Annotated in this window: 14 protein-coding genes; 5 read left to right on the top strand and 9 right to left on the bottom strand. The window is 62.1% G+C overall.

Annotated elements, in window-relative coordinates:
- The first annotated feature begins 55 nt into the window (after positions 1-55).
- Complete coding sequence (locus tag AC3WKX_RS26385; protein WP_102604324.1) at positions 56-1,183, top strand: FAD-dependent oxidoreductase; 1,128 nt, start codon at positions 56-58, stop codon at positions 1,181-1,183.
- A 32-nt stretch (positions 1,184-1,215) separates the two neighbouring features.
- Here the strand turns inward: AC3WKX_RS26385 and AC3WKX_RS26390 are convergent, their stop codons facing one another.
- The 4 genes from AC3WKX_RS26390 to AC3WKX_RS26405 all read right to left on the bottom strand — a co-directional run bounded on the left by AC3WKX_RS26390 (position 1,216) and on the right by AC3WKX_RS26405 (position 6,205).
- A complete protein-coding gene (locus AC3WKX_RS26390; RefSeq protein ID WP_102604363.1) occupies positions 1,216-1,818 on the bottom strand; it encodes a dTMP kinase in 603 nt (200 codons plus the stop codon).
- Between the two features lie 32 nt (positions 1,819-1,850).
- The gene (locus tag AC3WKX_RS26395; protein ID WP_102604323.1) at positions 1,851-3,797 is read right to left on the bottom strand and encodes a hybrid sensor histidine kinase/response regulator; all 1,947 of its coding nucleotides are present in this window, start codon (positions 3,795-3,797) and stop codon (positions 1,851-1,853) included.
- Positions 3,798-3,893: 96 nt separating this feature from the next.
- Positions 3,894-5,225 carry an LLM class flavin-dependent oxidoreductase gene (locus AC3WKX_RS26400; protein WP_008433363.1) on the bottom strand — a complete coding sequence of 444 codons (1,332 nt, stop codon included), beginning with the start codon at positions 5,223-5,225 and terminating at the stop codon, positions 3,894-3,896.
- A 23-nt stretch (positions 5,226-5,248) separates the two neighbouring features.
- Entirely contained in the window at positions 5,249-6,205 is a 957-nt protein-coding gene (locus AC3WKX_RS26405) for an ABC transporter substrate-binding protein (protein WP_008433361.1), read from the bottom strand.
- Between the two features lie 319 nt (positions 6,206-6,524).
- Between AC3WKX_RS26405 and AC3WKX_RS26410 the strand changes: the two genes are divergently transcribed.
- From AC3WKX_RS26410 to AC3WKX_RS26420, 3 genes are all read left to right on the top strand, one after another.
- A complete protein-coding gene (locus AC3WKX_RS26410; protein ID WP_146013702.1) occupies positions 6,525-8,150 on the top strand; it encodes an efflux transporter outer membrane subunit in 1,626 nt (541 codons plus the stop codon).
- 104 nt (positions 8,151-8,254) lie between these two features.
- Positions 8,255-9,367: an efflux RND transporter periplasmic adaptor subunit gene (locus AC3WKX_RS26415; protein WP_102604362.1), complete on the top strand. Its 1,113-nt coding sequence runs from the start codon at positions 8,255-8,257 to the stop codon at positions 9,365-9,367.
- A gap of 9 nt (positions 9,368-9,376) precedes the next feature.
- Entirely contained in the window at positions 9,377-12,424 is a 3,048-nt protein-coding gene (locus AC3WKX_RS26420) for an efflux RND transporter permease subunit (protein WP_102604321.1), read from the top strand.
- A gap of 36 nt (positions 12,425-12,460) precedes the next feature.
- On the opposite strand, the gene treS is transcribed toward AC3WKX_RS26420, so the two are convergent.
- Both treS and AC3WKX_RS26430 read right to left on the bottom strand, forming a co-directional pair.
- Positions 12,461-14,512 (bottom strand): maltose alpha-D-glucosyltransferase, encoded by a 2,052-nt coding sequence (gene treS / locus AC3WKX_RS26425; protein WP_008433350.1) that lies wholly within the window; start codon positions 14,510-14,512, stop codon positions 12,461-12,463.
- Between the two features lie 122 nt (positions 14,513-14,634).
- Positions 14,635-15,417: an SDR family NAD(P)-dependent oxidoreductase gene (locus AC3WKX_RS26430; protein WP_003217767.1), complete on the bottom strand. Its 783-nt coding sequence runs from the start codon at positions 15,415-15,417 to the stop codon at positions 14,635-14,637.
- A 128-nt stretch (positions 15,418-15,545) separates the two neighbouring features.
- On the opposite strand from AC3WKX_RS26430, the gene AC3WKX_RS26435 reads away from it, so the two are divergent.
- Positions 15,546-16,694 carry an aldose epimerase family protein gene (locus AC3WKX_RS26435; protein WP_102604320.1) on the top strand — a complete coding sequence of 383 codons (1,149 nt, stop codon included), beginning with the start codon at positions 15,546-15,548 and terminating at the stop codon, positions 16,692-16,694.
- Between the two features lie 154 nt (positions 16,695-16,848).
- Here the strand turns inward: AC3WKX_RS26435 and AC3WKX_RS26440 are convergent, their stop codons facing one another.
- From AC3WKX_RS26440 to AC3WKX_RS26450, 3 genes are read right to left on the bottom strand one after another with little or no spacing between them, the layout of a single operon-like run.
- Positions 16,849-17,853 carry a substrate-binding domain-containing protein gene (locus AC3WKX_RS26440; protein WP_087693833.1) on the bottom strand — a complete coding sequence of 335 codons (1,005 nt, stop codon included), beginning with the start codon at positions 17,851-17,853 and terminating at the stop codon, positions 16,849-16,851.
- A gap of 48 nt (positions 17,854-17,901) precedes the next feature.
- Positions 17,902-18,777 carry an SMP-30/gluconolactonase/LRE family protein gene (locus AC3WKX_RS26445; protein WP_102604319.1) on the bottom strand — a complete coding sequence of 292 codons (876 nt, stop codon included), beginning with the start codon at positions 18,775-18,777 and terminating at the stop codon, positions 17,902-17,904.
- Positions 18,778-18,816: 39 nt separating this feature from the next.
- Positions 18,817-20,397 (bottom strand): aldehyde dehydrogenase (NADP(+)), encoded by a 1,581-nt coding sequence (locus tag AC3WKX_RS26450; protein WP_102604318.1) that lies wholly within the window; start codon positions 20,395-20,397, stop codon positions 18,817-18,819.
- Positions 20,398-20,406: the final 9 nt, after the last annotated feature.

Here is a 20,406-nt window from a genome sequence, read left to right on the forward strand (position 1 = left end):
CCACAAAATAGCGTAAAAACAGTCCGGAAGATTTCTCACATTCAACAGGTACCCTATGCACACCCCCGTCACAATCATCGGTGCTGGCCTGGGCGGTCTCATCCTGGCTCGCGTGCTGTACGTCCACGGCATTGCCGCCACCGTCTATGAAGCAGAGCCGTCGGCAACCGCACGCGCCCAAGGCGGGATGCTCGATATCCACGACTACAACGGCCAACTGGCCTTGCAGGCAGCGGGCCTGACGGACGAGTTCCGCGCGCTTATCCTGAAAGGTCGCGAGGCGACTCGGGTGCTTGATTGGCAGGGTGCCACTCTGTTGGATCAACCCGACGACGGCACAGGCGGCCGTCCCGAGGTCATGCGTGGCGAGCTGCGCAAGATGCTCCTCGATTCACTGCCCGCCGGTACTGTGCGCTGGGGCCACAAGGTCAAGAGCGTGCGCGCCCTCGGCGAGGGTCGCCACGAAGTGACCTTCGCCGACGGTACTTGCGTTGCCACCCACCTGCTGGTTGGCGCGGACGGAGCCTGGTCAAAGGTCCGGCCGCTGCTCAGCGACGCTGCCCCCGAGTACATGGGCCGCTCGTTGATCGAAACCTACCTGTATGACAGCGACGCCCGGCACCCGGCCACCTCCAGGGCGGTAGGTGGCGGTGCGATGTTCGCACTTCAACCGGGAAAAGGGATCCAGGCGCACCGTGAGACGGGCGCCACGCTGCACACCTACGTAGTGCTCACCGAATCCCAAAGCTGGTTTGCCGCCATCGATTTCACCGACACGCCAACGGCGGCGGCACGGATCGCGCAGGAATTCGCAGGCTGGTCCCCTGCCCTCACGGCATTGATCACCGACAGCGACACCGAACTGGTATGGCGCCCGCTCTTTATGCTGCCGGTTGAGCACCGCTGGGAGCGGGTGCCGGGCGTAACGCTGATCGGTGATGCCGCACACCTTGCGGCCCCGAATGGCGAAGGTGCCAACCTGGCCATGTACGATGGTGCCGAACTCGGCAAGGCCATCGCCTCATACCCTGATGACGTCGAAGCCGCCCTGGGCGAATACGAACAGGCCATGTTCCCGCGCAGCGCGCAAATGGCTGCCGAGGGGAATGAACTGCACGAGTTGCTGTTTGGTGACGATGCACCCTATAGCCTGGTCAGCATGTTCAACGGGGCAAGTGCCTGAACAGGGCTCTATAGCCGACCGTATTGGTGGGGTCATTCACACTGGAAGGACTCAAGGACGTTATAAATTTCGGCAACCACCTGCCGTGTTGCGCCCTCAATGGTTCCTTCATTCCGGCATAACACCCAGCCGTGATCCGCAACCGCTCGCTCGAACGCCTGGGTACAGGCGACATGTTCTGCCAGCGTGTGGATCACGGTACTGCTCAGCCCACGCCGGCGTGCCGCGGCCCGTGCCCATGAAATATCAGGGTCGGTGACGACCCCGATATGCAGGTCCGGCACTTGCACGTTTCGATCAATGTTCAACTGCAGGATTTCTGCCAGCGGGACTTCCCGGCGAAACGCGGCATCAGACGGGTACCAGCGGTCGATCAGGACGATGCTGCCTGGTGGCTGTCTAGCCAGCACGTGCCGGGAAATCCACGCGCGGCTATCAGCGAAGCGTTCACAAACCTCCCACTCCAGATCCAGGCCGGGATGCCTGGCGAGTCTGTTAACGAGGGTCATTGTTTCACTTCTGAAGGGATCGCTTTTTCTCTCGCAAAGCCGGATCACCATTCTGTTGTCAGCCCTCAGTGCTTTTGTAACGGCCTCCAGCAATGTGGTTTTGCCAGTACCCTTGGGGCCATCCATGGAAACAAACAACGGACGGCCAGCCGCCTGGCTCAACACGGCTTGTCGATCCGGCTGCGCATGGTTTCGGCGATCACCCTGGCCAGTGCAGATTGATCAAATGGCTTGGGTAAGCGCGTCAATGTGGTCTTGAGGTCCAGGGAGATTTCCGCAAAGCCTGAGGAAAGAATGATGGGAAGGTTGGGATACAACGACTCGATGTTGCCGGCAAGCTCGATCCCGGTCATATCCGGCATTGCCATGTCTGTCACGACCAGGTCAAAGCACGCGCCTTGCGCCAGGAACGCCAACGCAGCATGCCCATCTCCTGCCGACACAACATGATGGCCCAGGTCTTCAAGCATCGCCCCGGTGCTGATCAGCACCAGCGGGTCGTCATCTACCAGCAGAATCTCGAGGCATTGCTGATGGGCTGCATCGGGTGTATCTGCAGTTGATGCCAGCGCCGCAGACTGTGTGGTGGCGGTCACCGCCACCGGTAACCAGAGCTCTGCGGTTGTGCCCTCTCCTACCCGGCTCTTCAGCACAAAGTGGCCCTGTGACTGTGCCGCCAGGCCATGCACCATCGAAAGCCCAAGCCCGGTGCCTTTTCCCGCTCCCTTGGTGGTGAAGAACGGCTCCATGGCCCGTTGCAAGGTCGCGTCATTCATCCCGGGGCCGGTGTCGATGACAGAGATGCAAATCAGCCTTTGCGAGTCATTCGCCCCGCCGGGAAACGCATCCTCCCGCGCTGAAATCAGGATCCTGCCCCGACCTTCCATTGCGTCCCGGGCGTTGATCACCAGGTTCATGACGGCCATTTCCAGTTGGCTCATGTCGACCAATACCGGCCGCAGGATCAAGGGGAACTGTGTGTCGACGTTGATGCCTGCGCCCAACATGCGGGACAGCAGGTCTGACATGTTGCGGATCAGATCGCCCACATCCACAGGCTGAGGATCAAGCTCCTGGCGACGGGCAAAGGCCAGCATGCGCTGAGTCAGCGTTGCGCCCCGCTGGGCGCCCGCGATGGCATTATTCAGTAAGGCGCAGGTTCTCGAGTCCTGCGGGACACGCTTCTTGGCGAGTTCAAGACTCCCCAGAATCACCATCAGGAGGTTGTTGAAGTCATGGGCGATGCCGCCGGTGAGCTGGCCCAGGGACTCCATTTTCTGGGATTGGAATAACGCCTCTCGGGTTTCCTTGATCTCCTGTTGAGCCTGGACGCTTTCGGTAACGTCCCGGGTGATCTTCGCAAACCCCACCAGCTCACCCAGTTCATTCTTGATCGGGTCGATAACCACATGGGCGAGGAATCCCGTGCCGTCCTTGCGCAGGCGCCAGCCCTGCCCTTCGTAACGACCTTCCCTGAGCACCGTTTCAAGGGCGCGCTGCGGGACGTTGTGGTCTACGTCCTCACGCTGGAAGAACATGGAGTAATGCCTGCCGATGACTTCTGCCGGCTGATAACCCTTGATGCGCTGGGCGCCGGCGTTCCAGGTGGTGATCACGCCGTTGGGGTCCAGCATATACAGCGCGTAGTCGGTGACGCCTTGCACCAGCAGGCTGAATTGCTGCTCGCTCTGGCGCAGCGCCTGCTCCGCGGCCTTACGCTCGGTCAGGTCCCGTGTGACCTTGGCGAAGCCAATCAACGTGCCGTCGTCGGCGCGTATCGGGTCGATGATCACCAGTGCCCAGAGACGAGTCCCATCCTTGCGGATGCGCCAACCTTCGCCCTCGAAGCGCCCTGACTGCTCGGCGCTCTTGAGTGCCCGGCCCGGCAAGTCCGAGGCCAGGTCTTCCGGGGTGTAGAACAGCGAAAAATGCCTGCCCAGCACTTCACTCTGTTCGTACTGCTTGATCTTTCTCGCCCCGGAGTTCCAACTGCGAATCAAGCCGTTCGTATCAAGCATATAGATGGCATAGTCGACCACTGCGTCGACGAGCAGTCGATACCGGTCGTCCTGATTGAAAGGCCCTTGTGCAGGATGGGATGGCATCAGGAAAGTCTCGGGACAAATGAGTGGCTTGAGCCCTCAGTATGTCTAAAAAAATCCCCGGCCCACCAATTTATTCATCTGAACAATTTTTTTGAGTCAACCGCCGCCGTTGCGCGCAAACCGTGGAATCTTCAATCCCAGGCTTTCCCGCAAGGTCGTACCTTCATAAGCCGTGCGATACACGCCGCGCTCCTGCAACAACGGGATGACCTCGTGCGTGAAGCGCTTGAACTGCTCCGGATGGCCGATGTAGATATTGAAACCATCCACCGCGCGGGCTTCAAGCCAGTCAGCCATTTTCCGAGCGACGGTATCCGCCGATCCGACAAACGCTCCCGGGCGCAGTTGCCGCCCGAACTCCACCGCCTGGCGCAATGTAAAACCTTTCTCCCGTGCCTGATCGGCAATGCGTTTGGCCGCGGTAAAAAAGCTGCTGCGTGCCGCCTCCAGGCTCTCCTGCGGGAACGGCGCATCAAGGTCGTACTGGCTGAAATCATGCCAGCCGAAATTGCGTCCGAACTCCTTCAGCGCCAGCTCGAAACTGTGGTCGGCCTGATGGTAGTGCCGCTCGATTTCACGCGCCTGTTCATCGGTATCGCCTACATAAATCTCGGCGCCGGGCATCACCAGCAATTGCTTCGGGTCACGGCCATGTTGCAGCGCCCTGCCCTTGATATCCCGATAAAAAGCCTGGCCCTGCTCGATGCTGGCCGCATGGGTAAAGATCACATCGGCCGTGGCCGCGCCGAGGTCGCGGCCTTGTTCCGAATCGCCAGCCTGGAAGATCACCGGTTGGCCCTGGGGGGAGCGCTGGATATTCAGCGGCCCGACCACGGAAAAGTGCTCGCCCTTGTGATTCAGGCTGTGGAGTTTGGCGGGGTCGAGAAACCGGCCGGTGGCGCGGTCACGCACGAAGGCATCTTCCTCATAGGAGTTCCACAGGCCCTGCACGACCTGGACGTGTTCGGCCGCCCGGCCATAGCGGGTGTCGTAGTCATAATGTTCGTCGCGGCTGTAGTTGCCGGCGGTACCGGCGTCGCCGCTGGTGACCACGTTCCAGCCGGCGCGGCCTTTGCTGATCAGGTCGAGTGAGGCCAGGCGCCGCGCGACGTTATAGGGCGAGTTGTAAGAGGTCGTCAGCGTACCGACCAGGCCCAGGTGCCGGGTGCTTACGGCAAGTGCCGATAACAGCGTCAGCGGCTCCAGCCGGTTCAGGTAGTGGGATGGCGAACCCGGTGTGATGAATTGGCTGTCGACGATGAACATCAAGTCGAACAATGCCGCCTCGGCCTGGCGTGCAATGTCGATGTACCAGTCGACGTTGACGCTGGCATCGGCCGGCAATTGCGGGTCGAGCCACAGATTGTGGCGGCCGGGCCCGCCGCAGCCCATGGTCAGGGCGCCGAGTTTGAGCTGTCTTTTAGTCATGTCCAACGTATTCCTGGAAGCGTTCAGGGCTGGGTTCTGGCGACGGCTGGCTGCAAGGACGCCGCGAAGGAGTCGTCGAACAGCTTGGCTGCCGGGTAAGACTTGACCAGTCCCTGGCTTGCGAAAAAGTCCACGGTCTTTTGTGCTTCTACAGGCGACTGGGCTGTCACCGGTTCGACCGTCGTGCGTGCCCGGGCAAACCAGGCGCGGGCAATGTCGGCATCTGCGCGGGTGCGTTTGGCCCACGCATCTGCATACGCGTCGGCGTTGGCCGGGCTTTGGCGCGTCCAGTCACGGGCTTTTTTCAGGCGTTGGAGAAAATCGCTGATTTGCGCACGCTTGTTATCGACGGCCCTGGTGCTGGCGGCGACGAAACTCTGGGCCGGGATCAGCCCGTCTGCGGTCGCCAATACCCGTGCACCCTGGCGTTCCTGTTGGGTGACGTAGGGTTCCCAGGTGGCGATGACGTCGACCGAACCGCCTTCCAGTGCGTGGGAAGCATCCAGTGCACTGAGGTAGCGCAACTCCAGGGCGTCTTTCGGCACGCCGGCCTTATCCAGAGCGGTCAGCAGCAGTTGCTGGCTCCAGGAGCCTTTCCAGATGGCGGCGCGCTTGCCTTTGAGGTCCGCAAGGCTGTGGATCGAGGAATCCTTTTTCACCAGAATGGCCACGCCCTCGAGGTTTTGCCGGCTGATGGCAATCACCTTGATCGGTGCGCCGAGTGCACCGAGGAACAGCACGGGCGCATCGCCGAGCAGGCCGATGTCGAGGCTGTTGGTATTGAGGGCTTCCGCCACGGGAGACCCGGCGGTGAATTGCTTCCATTCAAGGGTATAGGGCAGATCATCCAGCACCCCCGCCGCTTCCATCACGGCCTGGGCGTTGTAGCTTTGGTCTCCGACCACCAGCGTTTGCGCGTTCGCGGTCAGGCACAGCAGCGTGGCGGCCAACCCGGCCGCCAGTTTTGTCAGGTAACGCACGTTCGTCTCCAGATGCCTTCTCAAGCATTGAAAGTCGATCCGCGCGTGCGGTCTCGGCAGTGTTCGTAGGGAGGGCTACGATGAGGGGCTGACGGCTGCATGTAAAATACTTATAACGCATAACCTAATTCTATATTAATGCGTTAAATGCATTTTTGTGGGTGGTCGGCGCGCACGGACATTGCGTACCCGCCTGCACCACCTACACTGATTTGAATTCGGTGACTCTCGCGCCATTTTTTCAGCCGTATGGCCCGATGCCCGCGCACTCATTGCTCAACAAATAAAGCAGTTAACCAACTGATTAATCAGAGTAAATATGAAAGAGCAGCCTCGGCAGCTTGCATCGGCACCGCAACCAGTGGCGCACAGCCGCGCCCTTTTTCGACCACCCCACCTTCTGGCTCCGTTGAGCCTGCTGTGCATCGCCCTCGCCGGCTGCACCGTCGGGCCCGATTTCGCGCGTCCTGAGGTGCCGGCGAACGCCGATTATTCACGAGAAAAACTCACCTCCACCGCCAAGGCCGATATCGACACCGGCGGTGCGGCACAGCGGCTGATCGCCGGGATGGATATTCCCGGGCAATGGTGGACGCTGTTCCGCTCGCCGGAACTGAACGCGCTGGTGGAAGAAGCCTTGCGCGCCAACCCGGATGTCACCGCCGCCCAGGCGGCATTACGCCAGGCCAATGAACTGGTCTATGCCGACCAGGCGTCGCTGTTTCCCTCGGTGAGCGGCAACGTGCAGAAGGCCCGCGAGAAAGTATCGGGCGTCACCTCGGGCCTGCCGGAGTCGCCGATTCTCACGGTGAGCTCGGCGTCGCTGAGCGTGTCCTATGCCCCGGATGTATTCGGCGGCACGCGCCGGCAAATTGAATCCACCTCGGCCCAGGCCGAGTACGAGCGCTTCCAGTTGGAGGCGACCTACCTCACGTTGACCTCCAATGTGGTGAACACCGCAGTCAGCCTGGCCTCTATACGCGACCAGATCGCCGCCACCGAAACCATCATTCGGCTGCAGAGTGATCAGCTCGACGTCCTGCAGGCGCAGCGCCGGCTGGGTGCGATCGGCGACTCCGACGTGCTCACACAGCAGACCGCGCTGGCGCAAACCCGTGCCACCTTGCCGCCCCTGCAAAAGCAGTTCGCCCAGACCCGCAACCAGTTGATGGCCTACCTCGGCCGGTTTCCCAACCAGGACCGGGACGAGCGCTTCAACCTCGCCTCCCTGCACCTGCCCGAAGAACTGCCGCTCAGCCTGCCTTCGGCCATCGTTGGCCAGCGGCCCGATGTGCGATCTGCGCAGGCGCAACTGCATCAGGCCAGTGCCAATATCGGCGTGGCCGTCGCCAATCAGTTGCCCCAGTTCAGCATTACCGGGTCGGTGGGCTCCACGGTGGCCAGCGGGACCAAACTGTTTTCGGCGGGCAGTGGGGTCTGGAGCCTCGCCGGGTCGATCACCCAACCGATCTTTGATGCCGGCGCACTCGAACATCGCAAACGCGCTGCCGTGGCCGCCTATGACGAGTCGGCAGCCCGCTACCGTGGCACGGTGATCGGCGCGTTCCAGGACGTGGCCAACGCACTGCGGGCGCTGGAGGCGGATGCCGATGCGCTCAACCAGCAGGTGGTGGCCGAGCGCTCTGCCCAAGCCAACCTGGACCTGGTGCAGGCGCAGTTCAAACTCGGTGCCGTGGCGTACATCAACCTGCTCACGGCCCAGCAAACCTACCAGAACACCGTGCTGGCCCGGGTCAGGGCGCAGGCCTCCCGCTACAGCGACACCACCGCGCTCTTCCAGGCATTGGGTGGCGGATGGTGGAACCGTGCCGATGTGGACCCTGCCACCAAGGGCCGGCCTGATCGGTTCGGCCTGCCGTCGTGGAACGAGATCATGCCGGCCAGGAACGAGGCAGCGCCTGCCGATTCGGCACGGTTCAACTGAACTGAACTCTTGAAACAGCGAGAACATCCATGGCTGACGTCATAACCGCCTCTCCCCTGCCCACCGAGCCCGGCGCACCGCGCAAGCGCCGACTGTGGCGGCCGATGATCATCATGATCGTGGTGGTGCTGGTGATTGTGGCGATCATTGCCGGGGTGAAGTTCGTGCAGATTTCGGCGCTGATCGCCCAGTCGAAAATGCCCCTGCCCGCCTCCGTGGTCACGGCCATGAAGGTGCCGTTCAGCGACTGGCAACCGAATGTCAGCGCCGTGGGCTCAATGAAAGCGGTCAGGGGGGTGGATGTGACCACTGAAGTGGGCGGCATCGTGCGCACCATCGGCTTCACGCCCGGGCAAGAAGTGGCGGCCCAGGCGCTGCTCGTCCAGCTGAATGCCGACTCGGACATCGCGCAACTGCATTCCCTTGAGGCCACGGCCGACCTGGCGGTGATCGTCCTCAAGCGTGACAAGGCGCAACTGGCGGTTAACGCCATCTCCCAGGCACAAGTGGACACTGACACCGCCGACCTCAAAGCCAAGCTCGCCGCCGCCGAACAACAGCGCGCGCTGGTGGCGAAAAAAACCATCCGCGCACCGTTTGCCGGGCGCATCGGCATCACCAGCGTCAACCCTGGCCAATACCTCAACCCCGGCGACAAGATCGCCACGCTGCAAACCTTCGATCCGATCTACATCGACTTCACGGTGCCCCAGACTCAAATGGAGGCCATCGCCATCGGCCAAGGGGTTTCGGTAACGGCCGACGGCCTGTCGAATCAAACCTTCACCGGCAAGATCAGCACCATCGACACCCAGTTCGACGCCACCACGCGCAATGTCACCGTGGAAGCCACCGTCGACAACCCCAAACAGAACCTGGTGCCCGGGATGTTTGCCCGCGCCGTGGTCAACTCCGGTGCGACGCAGCGCTACCTCACCGTTCCGCAGACATCGGTGACCTACAACCCTTACGGCACCACGGTATTCATTGCCACATCGAGCAAGAACGACAAGGGTGAGGAAGGCCTCACCGCGCAACAGACCTTTATCAAGACCGGGCCGACCCGGGGCGATCAGGTGGCGATCCTGTCGGGCGTGAAGGAAGGTGACCTGCTGATCACCAGCGGCCAGATGAAGCTCAAGAATGGCTCGCCGGTGAAGGTCGATAACAGCGCCGCGCCGCTGAACGATCCTGCGCCGACTCCCCAAGAACACTAAAGGTGTCCCATGAAGCTTACCGATACCTTTATCCAGCGGCCGGTCTGGGCGATTGTCGTCTCGCTGTTCATCCTGATCCTGGGGCTGCGCTCGATCTTCGAATTGCCGGTGAACCAATGGCCACGCACCGAAAATACCGTGGTCACCATCACCACCGCCTACTACGGCGCGGACGCCTCCACCGTTGCCGGCTTTATCACCCAGCCGCTTGAATCGGCCATCGCCCAGGCCCAGGGCATCGACTACCTGTCATCAACGAGCATCACCGGTGTCTCGACGATTACCGCCACGCTGCGGCTGAATTACGACGCGAGCAAGGCCCTCACCGAGATCAACACCCAGGTCAACTCGGTCAAGAACCAACTGCCGGCGCAGTCCCAGGAACCGGTGCTGACGGTGGCGGTCGGGCAGACCACCGACGCCATGTACCTGGGTTTCTACAGTGACACCCTGCCCACCAACAACATCACCGATTACCTGGTGCGGGTGGTCAAGCCCAAGCTGGACTCGATCCAGGGCGTGCAAACCGCCGAAATCCTCGGCGGGCGCCAGTTCGCCCTGCGTGCCTGGATGGACCCGAACAAACTGGCGGCGCATAACGTGACCGCCCAGGACGTGTCCACCGCCCTGGCCAACAACAACTACCTGTCTGCCGTCGGTTCCACCCGTGGGCAAACGGTGACGGTCGACCTGACGGCCGGGACCGACTTGCACACGGTGGATGAATTCAAGCGGCTGGTGGTCAAGCAGAAAGGCGATGGCCTGGTGTACCTGGAGGACGTGGCCACCGTCACCCTCGGCGCCGAAAGCTACGACAGCAGCGTGGCGTTTTCCGGCAAGCGTTCGGTGTTCATCGGCATCAAGACGGCGCCGACTGCCAATATCCTGACGGTGGCCGACAGCGTGCGCGAGGCCTTCCCCGAGCTGCAATCCCAGTTGCCCACCGGGGTACGCGGCGAGATCGTGTATGACTCCACGGAGTTCATCAACACCTCGATCTATGAGGTGGTGAAGACCCTGGTCGAGGCGATGATCATTGTGTCGGTGGTGATCTACCTGTTCCTCGGCTCGTTCCGCGCGGTGATCGTGCCGCTGGTGGCGATCCCGCTGTCGCTGGTCGGGACCTTCTTCATCATGTACCTGCTGGGGTACTCGATTAACCTGCTGACCCTGCTTGCCCTGGTATTGGCGATCGGCCTGGTGGTGGACGACGCGATTATCGTGGTGGAAAACGTCGACCGGCATATCAAGGAAGAAGGCAAAGGCGTGCTGGAGGCTGCGCTGGTTGCCGCGCGGGAACTGGGTGGGCCGATCATCGCGATGACCGTGGTGCTGATCGCGGCCTACGTGCCCATCGGGCTGCGCAGCGGCCTTACCGGTGCGCTGTTCAAGGAGTTCTGTTTCTCGCTGGCGGGTGCCGTGACTGTGTCGGCCGTGGTGGCGTTGACGCTTTCGCCGATGATGACGTCCCGGCTGTTCAAGACCGGGCAGGAAGAAGGTCGTTTCGCCCGCAAGCTCGATCAGTACTTTGACTGGTTGCGGGGCCGTTACCACCGCGTACTCTCGGGCGGCCTGAACGTATGGCCGGTGCTGGTGACGTTTGGTTTTGTGCTGTTCCTGTTGGTGGCCGCCAGCGGCATGACCGCCAAAAGCGAACTGTCGCCCACCGAGGACCAGGGGCTGGTGTTCATGCAGATCAAGGGCCCGCCCACCGCCTCTCCGCAGCAGATGGAGCGCATCGCCGACCAGGCCTTCCAGATCGCCAACAAAGAGCCGGAATACGCGCAGATGTTCCAGCTGACCGGGTTGCCTATCCTCAACCAGGGCCTGGGCGGTGTGCTGCTGAAAAACTGGGGCGACCGCTCGCGCTCCCAGGCCCAACTGATATCGGAACTCCAGCAGAAATGGAACCAGGTGCCGGGCGCCACCATTGCGGCCTTCCCGCTGCCATCGCTGCCGGGCGCACAGGGCTTGCCGGTGCAGTTCGTGATCACCACCACCGACTCGGTGGAAAACCTCAACGAAGTCGCCCAGGCCGTGGTGGCCGAGGCCCAGAAACAACAGCTGTTCTATTTCTCCGACATGGACCTGAAACTCGACAAGCCACAAGCCAAGCTGGTGGTGGACCGGGAAAAAATCGCCGCACTGGGCATGACCCAGGCCGACGTCGGTGCGGCGCTGTCCGCGGCACTGGGCGGCAACTACGTGAACTACTTCTCCACTGCCGGGCGCTCGTACAAAGTGATTCCCCAGGTGTTGCAGGTTGACCGCCTCAACCCGGACCAGATTCTCGATTATTACATCCGCACCCCATCCGGCAGCATGATCCAGGCGCGCACCGTGGCGCATATCGAAACTTCAACCCAGCCGGAATCCATCAACCACTTCCAGCAACTCAACTCGGCGACCCTGTCGGGCGTCAGCGGCGTGGCCCAGGGCGAACTGCTGGCGAAATTGAACACCATTCTGACCAATATTGCGCCGTCGGGTTACACCTCGGACTTCTCCGGCGAATCTCGCCAGTTCATGCAGGAATCCGGCGGGTTCTTCGGCCTGCTGATGTTTTCGATCCTGATCGTGTACCTGGCCCTGGCGTTTCAGTTCGAGAGTTTCCGCGACCCGGTGGTGATCCTGTTCTCGGTGCCCCCTGCACTCTTCGGCGCGCTGGCGTTTATCACCATGGGCTTTGCCTCGATCAACGTGTACACCCAGGTGGGGCTGGTGACGTTGCTGGGGTTGATCACCAAGCACGGGATCCTGATCGTGCAGTTTGCCAACGAGTTGCAGCGCGCCGGTCACAGCAAGCGTGAGGCCATAGAAGAAGCCGCCGGCGTGCGTTTGCGGCCGATCCTGATGACCACCGCCGCCATGGTGCTGGGCGTGGTGCCGCTGGTGTGGGCCTCCGGTGCCGGGGCTGCGGGACGGCATGACATGGGCCTGGTGATCTTCGCCGGGTTGTCGATCGGTACCGTGCTGACGCTGTTCATGGTGCCGGCGATGTATATGTTCATTGGTTCAACGCACCATCAGGAGGCGGAACAGCCGGTCCCCGTGTAGGAGCGAGCTGGCTCGCTCCTACAGTGGATCAGTGGGTCAGATCACTACCCGCAGCGCCAAGCCTTCATACGCATCCAAGGTGATGGTGAAATCACCCTCGGGCGTCAAATCACCCTCCACTCGCTCATTGATGATGTCCACCACCGGCCCGGGCGCAATATCGGGCAGGTGCAGGGTTTCAGTAATCGGCGTCGAGCCGAAGTTCAGCGCCGTGATCTGAGTACCTTTGCCCGCCGGCAGCTCGTGCACCATGATCAACAGCCCCGGGTGCTGCACATCCGGCACCAGGATCTGGCGGCTGGCGGCGATGTCGTAGGCTCGGCGCACCGCGAGGATTCTTTGCAGTTGCGAGGCAAACGAATCCGGGTCGGCCAACTGGCTGATCAGGCTGCCATACAAGGTTTTCGGGCGTGGCATCTGCCCGGCGGATTGCTCCGCATCCGGATTCAGGTCCACCAGGTCATAGGCGCCGCGATGGATCCAGCGTGTGTCGCCATCCAGCATCAAGTGGGCCACCTCCTGCGCCGGTAACGGCAATGCGCCCACCAGGTCCCAGCCGGACAGTGCAAACACCCCCGGTTGCATCGCGTTGTACATCACCAGCAGCAGGTGAATCTGGCGGATCTGCTGGATATCCGCCGGGGTAATCGCCTCAAGGTCGCGAATGCCCAGCGCCGCCGTGATGATGCTGGCGGTGGTGCAGGACACGCCATTGGTCACGAACTTCAGGTTATACGGCGCGTGTTCGCCAGCCAGGCGTTCGTACATCTGCTCACGGATATGCTCGCGCAGGATGCCGCCGGGAAAGGTCTGCCCCTGATAGAGGTAGGTGTCATGGGCGTGCAACGTCCAGAAGTGCACCAGTTCCAGGGTCAGCTCGTCATGGTTCTGCAAGGCGTGGATCAGCGAGCCGGGGTCGATGCCCAGGGTGTGCATCTCCCGCAGCATCAGGCGCAGGAACTCGGTGTCGCCCATCAATAACGCGTGCTGGTAAGCCGGGCGCGTGATGAAGTCGTAGGACAGGTCGGCGCCGCCGTGGGACATGGCGGCGATGTCGTCCACCGTCAGGTTCAGTTCCTGGAAGCTGAAACCGCCCGCCTTGCGAATCGCGCCGCCCAGGATCTGGTTGCCGGTGATGGACAGCGGATGGCTTTCAGACCAGGCGTTACCTTCCAGTTTTCGTTCCACGCCAAGGAAACCGTTGGCGTCCAGGCGCAGGATTTTCGCCCCCATTACGTCGATGGCGTGCAGGGCGTCGCCGATGATCATCTGCTGCGCGGCGAAGGTCGGGTCCAGCCAGTTCAGCGATGGTTGCCCTTCCTTGAAGTAATGCAGGTACACCCAGCGGCGGGGCTTGCCGTCCACGCCGATGACCACATCAGTCGCGCTCCAGTCGGTTTCCTTGACCCCGGGTTCGAAGAAGATCACCCGTTGCAACTGGCCGACGATGTAGTGCTTGTCCCTGAGCACGTCGACCTGCTGCGGGCTGAGGTTCTGCGCATCGCGGCCCTCGCTGATATCGGGCAGCAGCGGCCAGTCTTCTTCGCGGATCTCCACCATGTGGTAGAGCCCGGGATAGTCTTCGTAGGCCATCTCGGCCAGGCGGAAGTCCGCGCCCTTGCCGGTGTGGGACGGAATCACATCGTCGATGATCACCGCGTTGTGCGCGGCGGCCATGCGGGCCAGCGCCTGAAGCTGGGCTTCGGTGCCCAGTTGCGGGTCGATGTCGAAGCTGATGCGGTCAAAATTGCCGTCAATGGTGGGGGTGTGCTCGGTGCCGGATAGACCGCCCGAGCGTTTCAGCGGGCCGTTATGGATGCCCTGTATGCCGATTTTCGACAGCGCGTGCCACAAGGTTTCATCGCCCAGGGCCTCCAGTACGCTGCCGTTCTCGCGGGTGACGATGGACGCCGGATAGGCCGTGAACCACACCGATGCCAGGGCCGAAGCATCACGGGGCCGTGTATGGGCATATGGCTGTTGCCACAACCGGCCTTGCCCCGAATAAAGCCTGGCGCGCTGCTTGGCGGCATGCAGCATCGATTGTTCCACCAGCCAGGCCACATGTTTCTTATCGGCGTCCGTCATAAATCAATCACCTGCACCCATGAAGTAGTCGGTTGCGGTGGCTGCATATGAACCACCGTTCGTTACTGTATGAGGCCCCGGGCGGCGATTCGTTGCATCCGGGATGGCGACCCTTCCCCGGCCTAGACCCAGCCGCCGTCCACAATGAAGTTCTGTGCGGTACACATCGCCGATACATCAGAGGCCAGGAACAGCGCCATATTGGCGATATGTTCCGGCTCCACACTGCCCGGCAGGCACTGGCTGCGGGCGATCAACTCCCGGGCCGCGTCATCCACCCACATCGCCAGTTGTTTCTCGGTCATCACCCAGCCCGGCACCAGCGTATTGACCCTGATACGGCTGGGCCCAAGCTCCCGCGCCAGGGCCCGGGTCATACCGTGGGCGGCCGCTTTGCTGGCGGCGTATACCGGATAGCCGCTGGAAGCCATCATCCAGCCGATGGAACCCAGGTTGATGATCGACCCGCCGCCTGCGGCCTTCATCATCGGCACCACGGCCCGGGCCGCGAAAAACCCGTGCTTCAGGTTGACCGAAATCAGTTGGTCGAACCGCTCCGAGTCGATTTCATCCAGGGTGTGCCGAACGTCATTGGCGGCATTATTCACCAGCACGTCGATCGGCCCGAGGCTCTGCGCCAGGCACGCTATCGCGGCCTTGTACGCGATCTCGTCGGTGATATCGCAATGGGCGAATTCGACGGCATGGCCCTCGGCCGACAATATCGCCGCCAATCGGTCGCCCTGCCCTTGCGCCCGGTCCACGAAGGCTACCTTGGCCCCCTGGCGTGCGAAGGCACGCACCATGGCCTCGCCTATCCCGGAAGCACCGCCGGAGATCAGCACGGTTTTATCCCGCAGGTCCGGGTACATCGCCTGCGCGCCGGGCTGTTTTTCAGTGTTCATGGGGCAGTCACTCCGCTGTATTTAGTCTTATTTTATATTGCATGTTTTGCGATATTGGCTATAAATCAGCCCTGCAGCCGAATAAATAGTAGAACTATTTAATTAACAACAATAAAGGTAGCTCAGTCATGCGGCAATCCCGATTCCTGCTTACCGGCCTTGGCCTCTCCCTGGCGGTGGCCAGCCTGGGCGCTCAGGCGGCTGGCTTGTCCAGCGAACACAAACCCTTCGGCAAAACCAATGACGGCACCGCCGTCGAGCAGTATGTATTGCGTAACAGCCATGGCGTACAAGCCACGGTCATCACCTATGGCGCGGTCTTGCAGTCGCTGAAAGTACCCGACAAACACGGCCAGTTCGCCGACGTGGTGCTGGGCTTCGATGACGTCCAGGGCTACCAGGCCGGTACTGCGTTCTTCGGCGCGACCATCGGCCGTTTTGGCAACCGCCTGGACAAGGGCAGCTTTGAACTGGACGGCAAACGCTATCAAGTGCCCCTCAACGACGGGCCGAACTCGCTGCACGGCGGCCCGCAAGGTTTCGACAAGCATGTGTGGAAAGCCGAGCCGGTCAAGCAGGACGATTCGGTGGGCGTGACCCTGAGCTACCTGTCCAAGGACGGCGAGATGGGTTTTCCCGGCAACCTGAAAGTCGATGTTACCTATAGCCTCAACGACAAGAACGAACTGCACATCGACTACAAGGCCACCACCGACAAACCCACGGTGCTCAACCTCACCAACCACAGTTACTTCAACCTCGCCGGCGCCGGCAGCGGTGATGTGCTCAAGCAGGTCGCCACCCTGCATGCCAGCCATTACACCCCGGTCAACAGCACCCTGATTCCCACCGGCGAACTGGCCCCGGTCGCCGGTACGCCGATGGACTTTCTCAAGCCCACTGCCATCGGCCAGCACATCAAGGACGATCATCCCCAGCTGAAATTCGCCGAACCTAAACAAGGTGGCTTTGACTTCAACTGGGTGCTGGATGCCAAGGGTGATATCGGCAAACTGGCCGCCGACGTTCGTGACCCGCAGTCCGGTCGCCGCTTGCAGCTGTATACCAGCGAGCCTGGCGTGCAGTTCTATACCGGCAACTTCCTCGACGGGACGATCAAGGGCAAGGGTGGCACGCCTTACGCCCACTGGAGTGCGTTCACCCTGGAAACCCAGCATTTTCCCGACGGCCCCAACCAGCCGAGCTTCCCCTCTACCCGTCTCGATCCTGGCCAGACCTACACGCAGAATACCGTGCTGAAATTCTCTGCTGACTAAACCTGTGGGAGCTGTCGAGCTTTGGCGAGGCTGCGATGACGTCGGCACTATCAATATCCAAGGTGCCTGACCCACCGCTATCACAGCCTCGCTGAAGCTCGACAGCTCCCACAGTACCGGCGTTAGCAGGGCTGCCGGGAAACGTCAGCGGCCATCAGTTCCACAAACCGATCTTTTGCAGCTCCTGCTTGAAGTTCTCGCGGGTGATCAGCGTCACCTCATCCATCGCCGTGTACTTCGGCGGCTCCTTACCCGTAGTGACCCACTCGAACATCATGCTCGCGGTGTTGTAGCCCTCGATATGCGGGCTGGGCAGCATCGAGCCGAAGAAGCCGCTGTTGGCTTTCTTCAATTCGCCAATGGCATCGGTGCCGTTGATGCCGATGCCGATGACATTCGCCGCCGCAAACCCGGCGCTTTCGGTGGCGCGCACGCCGCCAAGCACGGTGTTGTCATTCATGCCGCCGATGATCAGGTTTTTCGCGCCGCCGGGCAGCTTGACCAGCGCCGAGTTGGTGGCGTCCATGCTGCCGGGGACGTCGAGGGTCTTGAGGGCTGCGTACAGGATGTGGTCATCCGGAATACCCGCAGCCTTCAGTGATTTGACCGAGCCATCAGTGCGCTTTTTACCGGTATCGAGTTCGTTGTAGGTGTTGATCACCGCATAGGTGTCCTTCCAATCCCAGCCACGTTTTTTCGCTTCAGTGGCCATGGCACTGCCCTGCTTCTCGCCCACTTCAAACGCGGCCATGCCCAGGTAAGGCACGTCTTCCATGAAGTTGCCCTTGGCATCCACAAAACGGTCATCCACGGCGATCACTTTCAAGCCGTTGGCTTTGGCCTTGGCCATGATCGCCGGGCCGAGGGACACGTCCGGCGGGCAAATCACAAAACCCTTGGCACCGTTGGCCGCCAGGCTGTCGATGGCCGAGAGGGTTTTCTCGCCGTCGGGCACGGCGATCTTGATCACCTCGAAGCCCTTGTCCTTGCCGGCCTTTTCGGCGAAGGCCCATTCGGTCTGGAACCAGGGCTCTTCCGCCTGCTTGACCAGAAAGCCGATCTTCACCGGCTCGGCCGCCAGCAACAGGCTGCTCAGGCCGACGGCGGACACCGCCACAGCGGCGCAGCACAGGGAACGGATACCACGACGACGATTCATAGGGTGACTCCTTGTTGTTGTTTTTGAATGCGTTAAACAGCCTGTTGGTTATCCTGCAAAGCGGTGGCAGATTTTCCCCGGCACATCGACCTCAATGGCCAGCACCGCACCGTCCAGCGGGTGATCCAGCGGGCTGGCGGCACTGGTGATGTACAAGGTCTTGAGGTCGGGGCCTGCGAACACGCAACTGGTGGGACGGCTGACCGGCAATTCGATGACCCGGTCAACTTCACCGTCCGGCGTCAGCCGCAGCAAGCAGCTGCCGTCCCAGCGGGCGTTCCAGATATAGCCTTCGGCGTCCATGGCCGAGCCGTCCGGGCCACCCCGGGAGTGAGGCCCGAACCAGACCTGCGCGGGTGCGAGCTGGCCCTGTTCAGTCATCGGGTATCGATAGAGCGTGCCGTCCAGGCTGTCGCCGAAATGCACGTGGGTAGCGGCGTCGTTCCACAGCAAGGTGTTGGGAATCCCCAGGCCTTGCAGCAACGGCGTGACTTGCCCGTCGGTATCGACCCGGAACAGGCCGCCGGAACGCCGCAGCACCGGCAAGTCTTCACCGTGCTCGCCGATGTTGTTCTGCATGGTGCCCAGCCACAGCCGGCCCTGGGCATCGCAGCGGGCTTCGTTGGCACGGTTGCCCGGTCGCGGATCGGCGACGCAAAGCAAGGTCAGGCGCGGATCGCTCGGCGTCGAATCGAGGTCGAGGCGATACACGCCGCTGCTCAGGGTCACCAGTGCATCGCCGCTGGCGCACGGGATAAACGCCGAGACCGGCTCAGGCAATTGCCAGGTGTGCAATTGCCCGCCCTGCAGGCGCAAGGCCTGCTGGCCGATGATGTCCACCCAATACAAGGCCTGGCCCGGTACATCCCAGAACGGCCCTTCGCCCAGCCGAGCCCGGTGCGGTGTGACTGCGGTCCACGACATGAAACCTCCTGCTTTCTTGTTGTTTTCAGGTGGTACCGGTTACAGCGCGTCGCGCGACGGCTGCCCATCTACCAGACGCTGAATGCGCAACGGGTTGGCATTCTTCAGCGCGTCGGGGAGCAGGCTATCAGGGTAATTCTGAAAGCACACAGGTCGCAGGAAACGCTCGATCGCCAGGGTGCCCACGGAAGTGCCACGGGCATCCGAAGTCGCCGGATACGGCCCGCCATGGACCATCGCGTCACACACCTCGACGCCCGTGGGGTAGCCGTTGAGCAGGATGCGGCCAACCTTTTGCTCCAGCAGCGGCGTCAACTCGCCGAACTGGGTGAAATCCGCCGGCTCGCCGATGATCGTCGCGGTCAATTGGCCGTGCAGGCCGTGCAACGCCGCAGCGAGTTGGGCCTGGTCGGCGACGTCCACGAACACCGTGGTGGGGCCGAACACTTCCTCCTGCAACACTTCATCGCCGTTGATCAGCAGGCTGGCGTCCGCTTTGAACAGCTGTGGCTGCGCCTGATTGCCGGTTTGCGTCTGGCCCGCCAGGTGCTCGATGCCAGGATGGGCCAGCAGCGTGTGCAGGCCTTTGCCGTAGCTGTTCAAGGTGCCGGCATTGAGCATGGTTTGCGCGGGCTGGCCGCCGATCAGTTGGGCGACCTGTTGGGTGAAGCCTGTGAACGCTGGCGAGGCAATCCCGATCACCAGGCCCGGGTTCGTGCAGAACTGGCCGCACCCCTGCACCACCGAGGCGACCAGGTCGCGGGCGATGGTGTCTGCCCGGGTTTGCAGGGCCTTGGGCAAGACGATCACCGGGTTGATGCTGGACATCTCGGCGAACACCGGGATCGGTTGCGGGCGTGCCGCCGCCATATCGCACAAGGCCCGGCCGCCCTTGAGCGAGCCGGTGAAACCCACGGCCTGGATCGCCGGGTGCTTGACCAGCGCTTCCCCCACACCGCCGCCGAAGATCATGTTGAACACGCCGCCGGGCATACCTGTGCGCTCGGCCGCCCGCATGATCGCATCGGCGACCCGCTCGGCGGTGGCCATGTGCCCGCTGTGGGCCTTGAACACCACCGGGCAACCGGCCGCCAGCGCGGCGGCGGTGTCGCCACCGGCAGTGGAAAAGGCCAGGGGGAAATTGCTCGCCCCAAACACCGCGACCGGCCCCAGGCCGATGCGGTATTGACGCAGATCCGGGCGCGGCAAGGGCTGGCGATCCGGCAGCGCCTGGTCGATCCGCGCGCCGTAGAAATCACCGCGCCGCAGTACCTTGGCGAACAACCGCATCTGGCCGCTGGTACGACCGCGCTCACCCTGGATACGCCCGGCGGGCAACGCCGTTTCGCGGCAGACCAGGGCGACAAAGTCATCGCCCAGGGCGTCCAGTTCATCGGCTATCGCCTCCAGGAACGACGCACGATGCTGCGCGCTCAGGCTGCGATAAGCCGGGTAAGCCTGAGCGGCGGCGTTGGCCGCGGCGTCGACCTCCTGCGCGGTGGCCTGGTAGAAATCAAAGGGCAATGCCTCGCCACTGGTGGCGTCGATGCTCTGCAGGGTGATGCTGCCGGCAGCGCTGCGCTGGCCGCCGATGTAGTTGTGGCCACAAATCCGGGTCATGCCTGTCTC

The sequence above is a fragment of the Pseudomonas sp. GP01-A4 genome (genome assembly GCF_058780865.1).

Coding starts and splice junctions, on each gene's coding strand:
- AC3WKX_RS26385 (WP_102604324.1), top strand. CDS start 56: ATGCACACCCCCGTCACAATCATCGGTGCTGGCCTGGGCGGTCTCATC.
- AC3WKX_RS26390 (WP_102604363.1), bottom strand. CDS start 1,818: ATGGATGGCCCCAAGGGTACTGGCAAAACCACATTGCTGGAGGCCGTT.
- AC3WKX_RS26395 (WP_102604323.1), bottom strand. CDS start 3,797: ATGCCATCCCATCCTGCACAAGGGCCTTTCAATCAGGACGACCGGTAT.
- AC3WKX_RS26400 (WP_008433363.1), bottom strand. CDS start 5,225: ATGACTAAAAGACAGCTCAAACTCGGCGCCCTGACCATGGGCTGCGGC.
- AC3WKX_RS26410 (WP_146013702.1), top strand. CDS start 6,525: ATGAAAGAGCAGCCTCGGCAGCTTGCATCGGCACCGCAACCAGTGGCG.
- AC3WKX_RS26415 (WP_102604362.1), top strand. CDS start 8,255: ATGATCATCATGATCGTGGTGGTGCTGGTGATTGTGGCGATCATTGCC.
- AC3WKX_RS26420 (WP_102604321.1), top strand. CDS start 9,377: ATGAAGCTTACCGATACCTTTATCCAGCGGCCGGTCTGGGCGATTGTC.
- treS (WP_008433350.1), bottom strand. CDS start 14,512: ATGACGGACGCCGATAAGAAACATGTGGCCTGGCTGGTGGAACAATCG.
- AC3WKX_RS26430 (WP_003217767.1), bottom strand. CDS start 15,417: ATGAACACTGAAAAACAGCCCGGCGCGCAGGCGATGTACCCGGACCTG.
- AC3WKX_RS26435 (WP_102604320.1), top strand. CDS start 15,546: ATGCGGCAATCCCGATTCCTGCTTACCGGCCTTGGCCTCTCCCTGGCG.
- AC3WKX_RS26440 (WP_087693833.1), bottom strand. CDS start 17,853: ATGAATCGTCGTCGTGGTATCCGTTCCCTGTGCTGCGCCGCTGTGGCG.
- AC3WKX_RS26445 (WP_102604319.1), bottom strand. CDS start 18,777: ATGTCGTGGACCGCAGTCACACCGCACCGGGCTCGGCTGGGCGAAGGG.
- AC3WKX_RS26450 (WP_102604318.1), bottom strand. CDS start 20,397: ATGACCCGGATTTGTGGCCACAACTACATCGGCGGCCAGCGCAGCGCT.